Genomic DNA, 13228 nt, shown 5'->3' on the forward strand with positions numbered 1-13228 from the left:
TTTAATTCATTCTTACCTACTAACACCTAACCCAAACTAAGTACTAATAACCATCAGGTTTAATACCATTAGCATTAAACCTGACAGCTCAAACTCAACCAATCAACGTTAATTAGTCGGCATTAAATAAATCTCACGTACGCTGTTGCGCTGGTTTGCTTCAATAGCAAACAGTACAGCGTCGGCTACATCTTGTGGGTCGAGTTTATCGGGTTTTGCCTCATCAAAAAACGGGGTATTTACCATGCCTGGGGCTATGGTGGTACAGCGGCCATTCCACTCACTCATTTCCTCAGCTAAGTTTTGTCCAAAGCCATAAGCAAACCATTTAGTTGCACCGTAAATAGAGCCGCCAATTGGCTTACGGCCAGCGGCAGAGCTGGTTAATATAAAGTGACCTTTATTTTGGCGTAAATGCGGCAGGGTTAGTTTTGCAGTCCATAGCAGCGCTTTAATGTTTATGTCGATCATGGTTGACCACTCATCCGGATCGCCTTTTTCGGTGCCAGCGGTTGAAACACCCATGCCTGCGTTAGCAAAGGCTACATCCAATCGGCCAAACTTTTCAATGCCTTTTGTTACTACGTTTTCAAGTGCGGTAAAGTCTGTGGCATCTGCAGCTACGCTCAGTGCGTTATTTGAGCCTAATGACTCAACTAATTTAGTTAATTTGTCTTCGCTTCTGGCGGTTAAAATGACTTTGTGGCCATTGTTAACCAGCGTTTTTGCGGTTGCTTCGCCAATACCGCTTGAAGCACCTGTAATGAGGACTATTTTTTCTTTCGCCATGATTATTTCTCCTATGTTTACATATTCAAAATTATGAGAATAGTTTTACTAATGAGTCGGTCTTAAATGTATTTCTCTGATGCTATTTCGCTGATTTGCCTCAATGGCAAATAACACAGCATCGGCAACATCTTGCGGGTATAACTTGTCAGGTCTTGCTTCATCAGTAAAAGGGGTATTTACAGCGCCAGGGGTGATGGTTGTACAACGCCCATCCCATTCACTAATTTCTTGTGCTAGGTTTTGAGAAAAACCGTAAGTAAACCATTTGCTTGCACCGTATATAGAGCCTTTAACAGCTCTGCGACCAGTTGCTGAGCTAGTAATAATAAAGTGTCCTTTGCTTTGGCGTAAATGCGCAAGCGTTAGTTTTGCAGTCCACAGTAGGGCTTTAATGTTTATGTCGATCATGGTGGACCACTCATCGGGGTCGCCTTCTTCAACCCCTAAAGTGTCTAGCCCTTTACCTGCATTAGCAAAGGCAACATCTAAACGACCAAATTTTTCAATGCCTTTAGCAACTACGTTTTCAAGCGCGGTAAAGTCTGTTGCATCTGCGGCTACGCTAATGGCGTTATCTGAGCCCAACGACTCTACTAATTCAGTTAATTTATCTTCGCGTCTAGCGGTAAGTATTACTTTATGACCATTGTTAACCAGCATTTTTGCGGTTGCTTCGCCAATACCACTTGAAGCGCCGGTTATGAGTACTATTTTCTCTTTTCCCATAGATAACCTCTTTTGTGAACATTGAAAGCTTAAAATAACCATACCAATAAACGATTAACCTATATTGAATAGGCGCTATAAATTAGCCGTAAATAGGCGGGCTTTACGTATCAAGAACCATAGTTTTAACGGTATTTTTAAAGTTGAAATAAGTGATTAAAAAAGATAGGTTTAAATTTTTTATTCTATATACTCGCGCCACTTCTTTTGAAGTCGGTTTTTATTAGATTTAACCATTATTTTGCTGAGTTTCAGCCACATTTATCGGAACAAACATGAAAGATAAACTTTTAGCGTTTTGGCAAAGCCATTCAGAAACAATCATCACTTTAGGGTACAAAGTGATTTTAGCGTTGGTGATTTTAATTGCGAGTGCCTTAATTGCACGCTCAGTTAAAAAAGCGATTAAAAACTCTAAATCGCCATTAAAAAAAGTGGATAGTACGCTGCTTCCTCTTTTATCGAGTATTGCTGGTTATTTAATTTATATAATTGGCGGGCTATTTATTTTAGATATTTTTGGCGTTAATACGGCAAGCTTAATTGCGCTAATGGGCGCTGCAGGTTTAGCGATTGGTTTAGCCCTTAAAAATACGCTGAGTAATATTGCTGCGGGTATTATGCTGCTAATACTCAGACCTTTTAAAATAGGCGACTTTGTTGATGCCAGTGGCACGCTTGGTACTGTGAGTGAAATAAACCTATTTACCACTATTTTTAAAACCACCGACGGCCTTTATATAGCATCGCCTAACGGCAAAGTGTGGGGGGGCAATATTAAAAACTTTACTCGTAATGGCAAAAGACGAATGGATATAGTGGTGGGTATTTCGTATGCCGACTCTATTGATGTTGGCTTAAATGTACTTAAAGAATTAGCCGCATCAGAGAGCCGATTGCTCGCAGAGCCTGCTCCTAAAGTAATGGTGACTTCAATAGGTGAAAGCGCAGTAAACATTCAATTACGTGCGTGGGCTATTAATGGTGATTATTGGCAAACCGTGTGGGATTTAAATAAACGTGTTAAAGAAGCAATTGAAGGCGCTGGGCTGAGTATTCCGTTTCCGCAGCGTACGCTGCATATATCCGAGTCGATGGCGTCGGCAATAACTGTTAACAAAGATGCTTAAATATGTATTAACATAAACATAAACACGAATAAAAATAGCGAGCCTTTGCTCGCTATTTTTGTATTTGCCTTTGTGTTGACTGAGGTATTAACGCTCTAATTGAAAGTCGTACACTGAGCCTAAATTAAGTAGCTGCGTTAGCTCATCAAGTGCTTGGTAGCTTTCAGTGAGCAGGGCTGAGTCTGCAAAGTCACTTGCGCCTAATTTGTCGCGGTAGTTACGTTTTGCCCAGTCACACAGTTGTGTGTATTTAGTATCAGTTAAAATAACCTCAGGGTTTACCGCAGCAAGTTCTTGCTCGTTAAGGGCTACACGTAAACGCAAGCACGCAGGGCCTCCGCCATTTTGCATACTTTGGCGCAGGTCAAAAAACTGCACTTGGTTTACTGGGTTATCAGCCATAATCATTTCTTCAATGTAGGCGTTAACCGCGCTGTTGCGTTTACACTCTTGTGGTGCCACTAACAGCATTGAACCATCTTCAAGGCTCACTAACTGGCTATTAAATAAGTAACTACTTACAGCATCGGTAATACTTACTTTGTCGGTAGGTACTTCAATAATGTAAAATTCTTTATTGCCTACATACGCTTCGCGAATATCTTGCAGTGCCAGAGCTTGGTTTAAAAATGCTTGCTGGTGGCACAGTAATACATTGGCGTTACCTACTGCAATTACATCATTATGAAACACACCTTGGTCTATTACGTCTGGGTTTTGCTGTAGTAAAATTTGGCTTGAATCTTTTAAGTTATGTAAACGACAAATTGCTTCTGAGGCTTCGAGTGTTTGCCTTGCAGGAAACTTAGCGGGTTTTGGTAATTGGCTGTTAAACGCGCTGGCACCAAATACAAACATTTCAAGGCCTTGTTCGCCGTGGCTGTCACAAAAACGAGTATGGTTTGCTGCACCTTCGTCGCCAAAAAAGCCTTGGTCTGGCAAATGGGTATGGTGCGCAAAGTATTTGTCGTTATTAAACATAGCCTTTAATAAGCGCGTAGTGGTTGCAGGCTCTAATGAACGATGAAACTTATTATTTAAATTAGCTGAAGTAAAATGTACTTTGCCGTCGGTTGTATCAGGAGATGGCGATACCGTAGCAGCATTGGCTGTCCACATTGCTGACGCTGAATAACATGCGCGTAATAAAATAGGGTCAGCTTTAAACGCTTTATGAATTACTTGTGCATCGTTACCGTTAAAGCCTAAGCGGCGCAGTACGTTTAAGTCGGGGCGCGCATGAGGGGCAAATACACCTTGAGTTAGGCCTTTGTCATGCATGGCTTTCATTTTTTCAAGGCCTTGAAGTACTGCCTCTTGAGGATTTGAAAAGCTTGCTGCGTTATTTAACGAAGCAACATTACCATACGATAAACCAGCGTAGTTGTGAGTAGGACCCACTAAGCCATCAAAATTAACTTCCAAAGCGTTCATACACGTTCCAACTAAAAATTTTCAATAGGGTGCAACAATACAACGCAATAGGGTTGCTTGCAAAGTTATAAACGCAGTGTTTTTACTAATTTTTGATGTTTTTAAATGGGGAATTTATTACAAGGGAGTTGTTTTGATATTGAACGATTAATTTGAAGTTTAACTAAAATGTACATATAAATTTCATAGTGTGTAAAAGCTTAGCCTAAAGTAGGTTTATACATTTAAGCATTATGCCAAGCCTTTACACAATACGATGTTACTTAACATAGGCGCGTTCTTTATCAGCGGTTGTATGGGTATTTGTTGGATCATTAACTTGCCAAACGCTAATGTCTAAACGCCATAAAAGATAAAGGGTATGGTATAAATTGAACATGGTTTTTCCTTAGTATTTTCACTGAACACATCAGTTTATAGGAAGAAGTATGCCAACATTAACTTGAATATTTTATGAATAAAAATCAGGTATTTAGTATTTAAGTGTAAATACATACTTAAGGATTAGCACCAAAGAGGTGAAGTATTACTAAAAGATGCACCAGTGTGGTGTGTTTTTAGCAAAAAGCCCTGCAACTATTGGGTCACTTAAATGTGCAAGGCTTTTTAAAAATGTAGTCACTTAAAAAGTAAATTAACGGCCTACTTTTCCTTTTACTAAAGGCTCGAACGACATTACTTTAAACTTGCCGTGGCTTTGATTTTTGCCATTATTAAGCACCGGAGAATTATGTAAATCGTCAACGGTAAAGTATATTTTATGATCGGCTCCGTAACTAAAGCCATCAGGCCAGCTCAAACGTTCGTCTTTAAATAATACTTCGTAGTCGCCAGTGGGTTTAACTACGCCAATTGCGCCATTGGTTATGTCGGTTACATATACGTTACCGCCGCCATCAACAATAATACCGTCTGAAATTGGCTTAGTGCCGTAACGCGTAACTTTGTCTTCAAGCGCTTTAGCCAAAAGGCTCTCGTTATTTATATCGCTGGTGGCAATGCGGTAAACCGAAGTGCCCGACATTGAGCCAAAGTAAAGCCAGTCTTCGTTAGGGTCAAGCGTAATAGGATTAACACCTAAACGGGCAGGTTGGCCGCCAAGGCTCATTGTGCGCCCATCAATAACCATATCGATATTTTCGGCTGTGGTGTAATGGCTATTTTGTAACACTCTGCGTGCTACACCTGTTTTAAGGTTTACCGTAATAATAGCGGCTTGGCTGCCTTGTGCTGTGTCGGCAATGTATACAACGCCATGCTTATTATCGATGACTAAATCGTTTAAAAACGAGGTGTCGGTAATGGTCGGTTTAGCCAGATAAATAATTTTGTGCAGTTGCTCTTTGTTTGTATCCCAGCCTACTAAGCGCCCAGCGTGATCGGGCCCTGAAGTATCAAGCATCCATAAAACGCCATCGCTTGATACGTTTATACCAAGTACGTCGTAAAAACCTTTACCGTTTTTGTACGCGTATGCCCATTCTTCATTAGGGTAGGGCTTAGTTGTACCATCGCTTAAAAGTTCCATAATTTTTTGCTTTTGGCCAAAAAAGCCATGCACAGATAAAAACTTTCTGCCCGATGGGGTAATAGCAATGTTGCCCGGTGGGTGCTGCGCATCAAATGTGGCTACTGTTTTTAAATCAGCATTTTGGCCAGCGGTGTTAGCAGTTACAGCGTTGCTGCCTAAAAGTGCCGTGCTACACGCCGCTGCTAATAGTAATTTTTTAATATGAGTCATTTTTAAAACCTTTTAAAACACGTTTATTGTTTAAAAATTAAGAGCCTAATCGGCTAAGTCGTTTACTACTAAATCGAGCAGCTGCATTAACTGCTTCGCTTGTGTTGCATCTACACTATCAAATTTACATAAAATATTTTTAGGAATATCGGCTGCTTTTAACTTGAGCGATTGGCCATGCTGGGTTAGCTGCACTAGGCGTTTGCGTTTGTCGTGCTCATCTTTAATAACAGCCAGTAATGATTTGTCGCTCATTTTTTTGAGTATTTGGGTCATTGCACCGCCATCTATCGCGGTTTTATCTATTAGCTCTGCAATTGTTATTTCGTCTTGCTCCCACAGCGCCATCATTACTACGTATTGCGGGTAAGTTAAATTTAGCTCGTTTAAAGGCTCGCGATACGCACGCGCAATGCTGTTAGATGCCATATATAACCGGTGGCATAACTGATTTTTTAACTTTAATTGCTCAAACGGCATAACGTTATCCTTTATTTCGATACATGGTATTTTAATTTGCATGCAAAGTATTTGCAATCTCTAATTACTTGTTCTATTATTTTGCACACAAACTAAATAAATTACTAAACTTTGGAGTTCATTATGAATGTATTACAAAACGTAGCTTACACTGCAAAAGCAACTGCAACTGGCGGCCGCGAAGGCGTAGCTAAATCTGATGATGGTCGTTTAGATGTAAAACTATCAACACCTAAAGGCTTAGGCGGAGACGACGGTCAAGGCACTAACCCAGAGCAATTGTTTGCCGCAGGTTATGCTGCGTGCTTTATTGGCGCACTTAAATTTGTAGCAGGTAGCGAAAAAATAGATTTACCAAGCGACACGCATATTAACTCACAAGTGTCTATTGGCGCGATTGAAGGCGGTTTTGGTATTGCAGTAAAACTTGCTGTGTCACTAGGTGATATGGATAAAGCTGCAGCGCAGGAGCTTGTAGATAAAGCGCACCAAGTATGTCCATATTCAAACGCAACACGTGGCAATATTGAAGTAGAGCTTTCAGTTATTTAATTAATTGCTAAGTTAACTAATACTGTAATAGCCCAGTGGTTTTCCCACTGGGCTTTTTTGTGCGTGGAGTTTAATAAATGAGTCGTTAAATAAATATACAAAAAATCATATATTCACTATTCCATATATTCTGTTTTTGTTTTATTGTATGTGCAATAAAACTGCGAGGACAATATGGAACAATTCAACCCACTTCAATTTTATAAATGCCTAGCGGACGATACGCGTTTAAAAGCAATGCTGCTCATTAGCCATCAAGAAGAGCTATGTGTATGCGAACTGGTTGCTGCACTTGAGCTAAGCCAACCTAAAGTGTCTCGACATTTAGCGCAGTTAAGACAATGCGGATTGTTGAGCGACCGTAAACAAAATCAATGGGTTTACTACAGTATTAATAAAGCCCTGCCAGAGTGGGCTAAAAATGTATTAATGCAAACGCTTACTGCTAACCCTTCATTTTATGAAAACGATTTAACGCGCTTAAACGCTATGGGTAATCGCCCTGAACGTATTACTAGCTGCTGTAACTAACTTATTAAAGGTATTTAATTATGACTATTAAAGTAGGTATTAACGGTTTTGGCCGTATGGGACGTTTAACTCTGCGTGCAGCAGTTGATTGGCCAGAAATAGAGTTTATTAAAGTAAATGATGTACCGGGCGATGCTAAAACCCACGCACATTTAATTGAGTTTGACTCAGTACATGGGCGCTTAGCACAACAGGTTTCTAGTGATGATAATAGCTTTAGTGTGGGTAAGCATACGATTGCAGTTACCAACAACAAAACCATAAACGAAACTGATTGGTCAGATTGCGATGTAGTAATAGAAGCCAGCGGTAAAATGAAAACCACTGAGCTGTTAAATCAATATTTAGCACAAGGCGTTAAGCGTGTTGTGGTAACCGCACCTGTAAAAGAAGACGGTATTTTAAATGTAGTAATGGGTGTAAACGATGATCTTTATAACCCAAGTGAGCATAAAGTTGTTACTGCGGCTTCTTGCACAACTAACTGTTTAGCGCCAATAGTAAAGGTTTTGCAAGAAAAAGTGGGCATTAAGCACGGCTCAATGACCACTATTCACGACATTACTAATACTCAAACGATTATTGATGCCCCTCATAAAGATTTACGCCGTGCGCGTTCGTGCGGTACAAGTTTAATACCTACTTCAACCGGTAGTGCAACTGCTATTACGCATATTTTTCCTGAGCTTAAAGGTAAATTAAACGGCCATGCCGTGCGCGTACCTCTTACTAACGCATCAATTACTGATTGTGTTTTTGAACTCGAGCGAGGTGTTACACAAGACGAAGTAAACACGTGGTTTAAAGACGCTGCAAATAACGAGCTACAAGGTATTTTAGGCTACGAAGAAAAGCCGCTTGTATCTATAGATTACAAAACAGATCCGCGCAGCTGCACTATTGATGCGCTTTCAACCATGGTAATTAACAACACTCAACTTAAACTATATGCTTGGTACGATAACGAGTGGGGTTATGCAAACCGTACTGCTGAGCTAATGCTTAAAGTTGCACAAAGTGATTTGGTTTAATCTCGTTTAAAAAGGTTTAACGCTATGTTTGCGCAGTTGGCTAACTTACCGAGCTCTATAAAACAATATTTAATAATTACTGGTAACTATTGGGCATTTACTTTAACTGATGGTGCGCTACGCATGTTGGTGGTGCTGTATTTTCATCAGTTAGGTTATGGCGCATTTGCGATAGCCATGTTGTTTTTGTTTTATGAAATATTTGGGGTGATCACCAATTTAGTAGGTGGTTGGCTTGGTGCGCATTTAGGGTTGAACAAAACCATGAATGTAGGGCTTGGGCTACAACTTGTCGCTTTAGCCATGCTTTGCGTGCCAGGGGATTGGCTAACCGTTGCCTATGTTATGGCAGCGCAAGCACTGAGTGGCATAGCAAAAGACTTAAATAAAATGAGTGCAAAGAGCGCCATTAAGTATTTAGTACCACAAAACGATGCAGGGCAAAGCCAATTATATAAATGGATTGCCATACTTACCGGCTCTAAAAATGCTTTAAAAGGGGTGGGCTTTTTTTTAGGCGGCTTATTACTAACTGTATTTGGTTTTGTGGGAGCATTAATAAGTCTAATTATTTTACTTAGTGTTGCGTGGGTTATTAGTTTAATTTTTTTAAAAGGCGATATTGGTAAAGCTAAAAACAAACCTAAGTTTAAAGAATTATTTTCTAAATCGCGGGCAATCAACTTACTTAGTGCAGCGCGTTTATGTTTGTTTGCAGCGCGTGATGTGTGGTTTGTAGTTGCACTACCTGTTTACTTAGCCGCTCAGTTTAACTGGGATCACTGGTGGGTCAGCGGTTTTATGGCTTTGTGGGTTATTGCTTATGGGCTGGTGCAATCGCAAGCACCGCGAATAACTGGGCAAGGTGATTCAACTTCACATTCGGTCAAAAAAGCATATTGGTGGGTTGCTTTATTAAGTGGCGTAACTGGCATTTTGGCGTTGTTGATGCAATTGGATATAGCGGTACATTTTACGCTTGTAATAGGCTTACTTATTTTTGGTGGAGTATTTGCTGTAAATTCATCGCTGCATAGTTACTTAATAGTAAGTTTTGCTAAAAATGACGGGGTGTCCCTCGACGTTGGTTTTTACTATATGGCTAATGCAATAGGGCGCTTGCTTGGTACGGTGCTTTCTGGCTGGGTTTTTCAAGTGTATGGGCTTAGTGCATGTTTATGGGTGAGTGTGTGTTTATTAATTGCAGCCTCAATTACAACGGCACGCTTAGCTAAACTTTAAAAAACTCAACATATTGTATTAAATTCAGTTTCTTTAACGATATTCATAGCTTCGTTGGTTAGATCTACTAAACTATATCAGTAGTTTTAATTTAAGGGTGAGATGAATGCGGGAAATATCGCTAGCAAAAAAATTACTGTGGCTTACTGTCGGAAGTATATTCATCACTGTATTAGTGCTTTCGAGCATTTTATGGTGGCAGCTATCTGCGAGTAATACCGAACTAGCAAGCAAGTCAGAAGATTATATTGTTGCTGAAGTTGAAGAAAAGTTGAATGCGAATGCAGCAATATATGGTGAAAAAATAGCGGGCTTTATTAACGAAGCTTACCGAGTGCCATACTCTTTAGCTGCGTTATTAGGTGATGCTGCTAAAAGCGAAAGTCTTAATCGCGATACAGTAGTGAGTATTAATCGCTCTATTTTAGAACAAAATACATTACTATCATCTATTTACTCTCAGTTTGAACCAAATGCGTTTGATGGACAAGATTCAAGTTTTACAACCGGCTATAAGCACTCGGTTAATGGCGATGGTACGCTAGAAGTTTATATAACACGCGATCAGAATAACGTGATTGAGCAGCAAAAAGTAGCTAATGCCGCTGATAAATATATTACCTCACTTAATGAGTTCGGCATTCGTGAAGCACATTGGTACTTGTGTGCAAAAGACACACTTAAGCCTTGTATTATGGAACCGTATTTATACGAAATCCCATCTGGCGATTCAGTAATGCTTACCTCATTAACAGTGCCTATTTTAAAATCGGGTCAGTTTATTGGTTTAGCGGGTGTTGATTTAACACTGCCGACCTTTCAGGCCATGACTGAGGAACTTTCTAAACAGCTTTATAATGGCCAAGCTAAAGTAACCGTGCTTAGCGATATTGGTTTAGTCGTGGGAAGTAGCCATTATAAATCTAAATTAGGGCGCCCATTTAAAGAGGCTGTTAGTTCTAACTTGTTTAAAGAGCTTGAAAAATTTAAGGGCCAAAAAGGCATATTTAAAACATCGTCTGAGTACTTAGTTAATTACCCTATAAATATAAAGCTAGCTAATAGACAGTGGTCTTTACTTATTGAAGTACCTAGTAACTTAGCTTTAGCGGGCCCTGATGCACTGTCACAAGATATGGCCGATACTGCAAACGATTTAGGCGCGATGATTTTAATTACAGGTGCTGTTATTGGCGTTATTGCATTTTTAATAATGAAATTTGTTATTGGTAGCGTGGTTGCGCCTCTTCAGCAAATTCAACAACGTGTAGATAACTTAGCAAGTTCTGAAGGCGATTTAACGCATACACTTCATGTTGAAACTCATGCAGAGCTCATTGCTTTAGCTGGTGGCTTTAATGCCTTTTTATCTAAGTTACGTATTTTAATTACAGAACTTAAAGATGTGTCTGATCAAACCAAGCAACAAGGTGAAATAGCGCAGCATATAGCTATTGATACTAAGCATAATGTTCAATCTCAATTTCAAGAAATTGAAAGTGTGGTAACGGCTATGAACGAAATGAGCGCAACAGCACTCGAAGTCGCCAGAGCATCAGAGCAATCAGCCCAACAAGCCGATGAAATAAACAGCTTGGTAGTAAGCAGTGAATCGAGTTTATCGTCAGCAATGACACAAGTTAAAACAATGTCTGAAGAAATTAAAGAAGCTAATCAAGCCGTTGAAAAAGTAGCTTCGCGCAGTAAAGACATTACGCAAATATTAGATGTAATTCGTACTATTTCAGAACAAACAAACTTACTTGCTCTTAATGCAGCTATTGAAGCTGCGCGCGCTGGTGAACATGGCCGAGGCTTTGCCGTTGTTGCTGATGAAGTACGTGCACTTGCTTCTAAAACGCGTTCATCAACAGATGACATAAGCCAGTTAATTGATAGCTTATTATCTGAAGTGGGTAATGCGTCTACCGTTATTGAAAAAGGCGTAGTACGTGCGCAAAATGCTGTTGATGAAACATCAGTAGCTTTTGATGCTCTGCACAGTGTTGTCGTTAAAGTTGATGAAATAACCAATCAAATTACACATATTGCAACCGCGGCTGAAGAACAAAGCTTAGTGACCGAAGAAATTAACCGTAATTTAACGCTTATATCTGATGCCGCCTCGCAACTTGCTGACTTATCTACACAAGCGGGGGATAGTAGCGAAGCGCTTAACAAACTTGTTGCGCAGCAAGACTCAGAGCTAAATAAATTAAAAACGTAATACTTATTAAGTATTCGGATAAAATAAAAACGGCAGTAATTTAATTACTGCCGTTTTTTATTCAAATTATTGATTGGAAGGTGTTTATAGGCTTTTTATGATCTTGAACATTTGATTGATCATAGGCTGAGCAAGAGACTCTACACCTGGGCGGTTAAAGTAACCACGTAACCCAGTAAATTGAACTTCAAAAAAACGTGCATATTCTTGCGCTGATATATTATTACTCAACTCATTGTTTTCAATTGCTTGCTCAAAAAGAATCGAAAGATAGTTTTCAAACTTATCAGCTAAATCTAAACTTAGTTGATATAAATTGCTATCTTTATCGGCAAACTCGCAATTAGCTTTTACCAACATGCAAATAGCACTCGGTGTACTTTCTTTCTTTGTGACGACATCCTCAACAAAAGCACGTAAACCACCAAGAATGCTGTCTGATGTAGATAGGCATTCTTTAATCTGGCTTTCCATTTGCACTGTGTAGTCTTTTAACGATTCAATATAGAGGCCTTCTTTTGAACCAAAAGCAGAATAGATACTTCCTGGGCGCATGTTTACAACATCTTGTAAATCACGCGTCGAAGTTGCATGAAAACCCTTTTCCCAGAATAGCTGACTTGCAAGGCGGACAACTGTCTCGCGCTCAAACTTCACCTTATTAACCATGTTGTTTCTCAATTAATTTGAACATTTGCTCAATTTTAACTTGAACAGTCGCTCAAAATCAAATATTATGTGTCTCGAAGTTACTTAAACCTAATTATTTATTGGAGCTAAACATGGCAGAATTTACTTTATACACAGCAGATAACGCACCTGAAGAATCAAAATCTCTAATGGCTGATTCAGTAGCTGCATTTGGTATGGTACCTAACTTACACGCAGTAATGGCTGAAGCACCAACATTACTTAAAGGTTACCAAGTACTGCATGAGCTGTTTCAAAAAACATCGTTCAATGCAGAAGAGCTTACAGTGGTATGGCAATCAATTAATGTTGAGCACGCGTGCCATTACTGTGTACCAGCACACAGCGCCATTGCTGCGTCAATGAAAGTTGACCAAGGTATTGTTGATGCACTTGTAAATAAAACACCACTTGAAAATCCTAAGCTAGAAACTCTTCGTGAAACTACACTAGCAATGACACGTGAACGTGGCGTGATCAGTGATGAGCAAATCGAAAAGTTCTTTGCAGCAGGTTACGGCAAGCAGCAACTACTTGAAATTATTGTTGGCTTATCTCAAAAAGTAATGAGCAACTACACTAATCATCTTGCAGATACACCTGTAGATGCACCATTTAAAAAATTCGTAAAATAATTTACGACTTTTAAAGA

At 39.6% G+C, this 13228-nt stretch carries 13 protein-coding genes; 7 read left to right on the forward strand and 6 right to left on the reverse strand.

What is annotated here, in order from left to right:
• Positions 1-108: 108 nt before the first annotated feature.
• Positions 109-789 (reverse strand): SDR family oxidoreductase, encoded by a 681-nt coding sequence (locus WNY98_RS03960; protein WP_024597443.1) that lies wholly within the window; start codon positions 787-789, stop codon positions 109-111.
• Between the two features lie 48 nt (positions 790-837).
• Complete coding sequence (locus WNY98_RS03965) at positions 838-1518, reverse strand: SDR family oxidoreductase (protein WP_342877188.1); 681 nt, start codon at positions 1516-1518, stop codon at positions 838-840.
• Between the two features lie 275 nt (positions 1519-1793).
• On the opposite strand from WNY98_RS03965, the gene WNY98_RS03970 reads away from it, so the two are divergent.
• Entirely contained in the window at positions 1794-2648 is an 855-nt protein-coding gene (locus WNY98_RS03970) for a mechanosensitive ion channel domain-containing protein (RefSeq protein ID WP_342877189.1), read from the forward strand.
• A gap of 87 nt (positions 2649-2735) precedes the next feature.
• On the opposite strand, the gene astB is transcribed toward WNY98_RS03970, so the two are convergent.
• The 3 genes from astB to WNY98_RS03985 form a co-directional block, all read right to left on the reverse strand.
• Positions 2736-4082, reverse strand: a complete 1347-nt coding sequence (gene astB / locus WNY98_RS03975; protein WP_342877190.1) for an N-succinylarginine dihydrolase — start codon at positions 4080-4082, stop codon at positions 2736-2738.
• 634 nt (positions 4083-4716) lie between these two features.
• Positions 4717-5823, reverse strand: a complete 1107-nt coding sequence (locus WNY98_RS03980; protein ID WP_342877191.1) for an L-dopachrome tautomerase-related protein — start codon at positions 5821-5823, stop codon at positions 4717-4719.
• 45 nt (positions 5824-5868) lie between these two features.
• The gene (locus tag WNY98_RS03985) at positions 5869-6303 is read right to left on the reverse strand and encodes a MarR family transcriptional regulator (protein ID WP_039486559.1); all 435 of its coding nucleotides are present in this window, start codon (positions 6301-6303) and stop codon (positions 5869-5871) included.
• Positions 6304-6426: 123 nt separating this feature from the next.
• On the opposite strand from WNY98_RS03985, the gene WNY98_RS03990 reads away from it, so the two are divergent.
• From WNY98_RS03990 to WNY98_RS04010, 5 genes are all read left to right on the forward strand, one after another.
• Entirely contained in the window at positions 6427-6855 is a 429-nt protein-coding gene (locus WNY98_RS03990; RefSeq protein ID WP_039486563.1) for an organic hydroperoxide resistance protein, read from the forward strand.
• Between the two features lie 174 nt (positions 6856-7029).
• The gene (locus tag WNY98_RS03995; protein WP_342877192.1) at positions 7030-7386 is read left to right on the forward strand and encodes a metalloregulator ArsR/SmtB family transcription factor; all 357 of its coding nucleotides are present in this window, start codon (positions 7030-7032) and stop codon (positions 7384-7386) included.
• Positions 7387-7406: 20 nt separating this feature from the next.
• Positions 7407-8417: an ArsJ-associated glyceraldehyde-3-phosphate dehydrogenase gene (locus WNY98_RS04000; RefSeq protein WP_342877193.1), complete on the forward strand. Its 1011-nt coding sequence runs from the start codon at positions 7407-7409 to the stop codon at positions 8415-8417.
• A gap of 24 nt (positions 8418-8441) precedes the next feature.
• On the forward strand, positions 8442-9659 hold the full coding sequence (gene arsJ / locus WNY98_RS04005) for an organoarsenical effux MFS transporter ArsJ (RefSeq protein ID WP_342877194.1): 1218 nt from the start codon (positions 8442-8444) through the stop codon (positions 9657-9659).
• A 106-nt stretch (positions 9660-9765) separates the two neighbouring features.
• Positions 9766-11886: a methyl-accepting chemotaxis protein gene (locus tag WNY98_RS04010; RefSeq protein ID WP_342877195.1), complete on the forward strand. Its 2121-nt coding sequence runs from the start codon at positions 9766-9768 to the stop codon at positions 11884-11886.
• 84 nt (positions 11887-11970) lie between these two features.
• Here WNY98_RS04010 and WNY98_RS04015 read toward each other — a convergent pair whose 3' ends face one another.
• Positions 11971-12555 carry a TetR/AcrR family transcriptional regulator gene (locus WNY98_RS04015; protein WP_197184737.1) on the reverse strand — a complete coding sequence of 195 codons (585 nt, stop codon included), beginning with the start codon at positions 12553-12555 and terminating at the stop codon, positions 11971-11973.
• Positions 12556-12668: 113 nt separating this feature from the next.
• On the opposite strand from WNY98_RS04015, the gene WNY98_RS04020 reads away from it, so the two are divergent.
• The gene (locus WNY98_RS04020) at positions 12669-13211 is read left to right on the forward strand and encodes a carboxymuconolactone decarboxylase family protein (RefSeq protein ID WP_024598479.1); all 543 of its coding nucleotides are present in this window, start codon (positions 12669-12671) and stop codon (positions 13209-13211) included.
• Positions 13212-13228 lie beyond the last annotated feature (17 nt).

It is taken from the genome of Pseudoalteromonas sp. AS71 (assembly GCF_038900275.1).
Classification (GTDB): Bacteria; Pseudomonadota; Gammaproteobacteria; order Enterobacterales; family Alteromonadaceae; genus Pseudoalteromonas.

Coding starts and splice junctions, on each gene's coding strand:
- WNY98_RS03970 (WP_342877189.1), top strand. CDS start 1,794: ATGAAAGATAAACTTTTAGCGTTTTGGCAAAGCCATTCAGAAACAATC.
- WNY98_RS03990 (WP_039486563.1), top strand. CDS start 6,427: ATGAATGTATTACAAAACGTAGCTTACACTGCAAAAGCAACTGCAACT.
- WNY98_RS03980 (WP_342877191.1), bottom strand. CDS start 5,823: ATGACTCATATTAAAAAATTACTATTAGCAGCGGCGTGTAGCACGGCA.
- WNY98_RS03985 (WP_039486559.1), bottom strand. CDS start 6,303: ATGCCGTTTGAGCAATTAAAGTTAAAAAATCAGTTATGCCACCGGTTA.
- WNY98_RS04010 (WP_342877195.1), top strand. CDS start 9,766: ATGCGGGAAATATCGCTAGCAAAAAAATTACTGTGGCTTACTGTCGGA.
- WNY98_RS03965 (WP_342877188.1), bottom strand. CDS start 1,518: ATGGGAAAAGAGAAAATAGTACTCATAACCGGCGCTTCAAGTGGTATT.
- WNY98_RS04020 (WP_024598479.1), top strand. CDS start 12,669: ATGGCAGAATTTACTTTATACACAGCAGATAACGCACCTGAAGAATCA.
- WNY98_RS03960 (WP_024597443.1), bottom strand. CDS start 789: ATGGCGAAAGAAAAAATAGTCCTCATTACAGGTGCTTCAAGCGGTATT.
- astB (WP_342877190.1), bottom strand. CDS start 4,082: ATGAACGCTTTGGAAGTTAATTTTGATGGCTTAGTGGGTCCTACTCAC.
- arsJ (WP_342877194.1), top strand. CDS start 8,442: ATGTTTGCGCAGTTGGCTAACTTACCGAGCTCTATAAAACAATATTTA.
- WNY98_RS04015 (WP_197184737.1), bottom strand. CDS start 12,555: ATGGTTAATAAGGTGAAGTTTGAGCGCGAGACAGTTGTCCGCCTTGCA.
- WNY98_RS04000 (WP_342877193.1), top strand. CDS start 7,407: ATGACTATTAAAGTAGGTATTAACGGTTTTGGCCGTATGGGACGTTTA.
- WNY98_RS03995 (WP_342877192.1), top strand. CDS start 7,030: ATGGAACAATTCAACCCACTTCAATTTTATAAATGCCTAGCGGACGAT.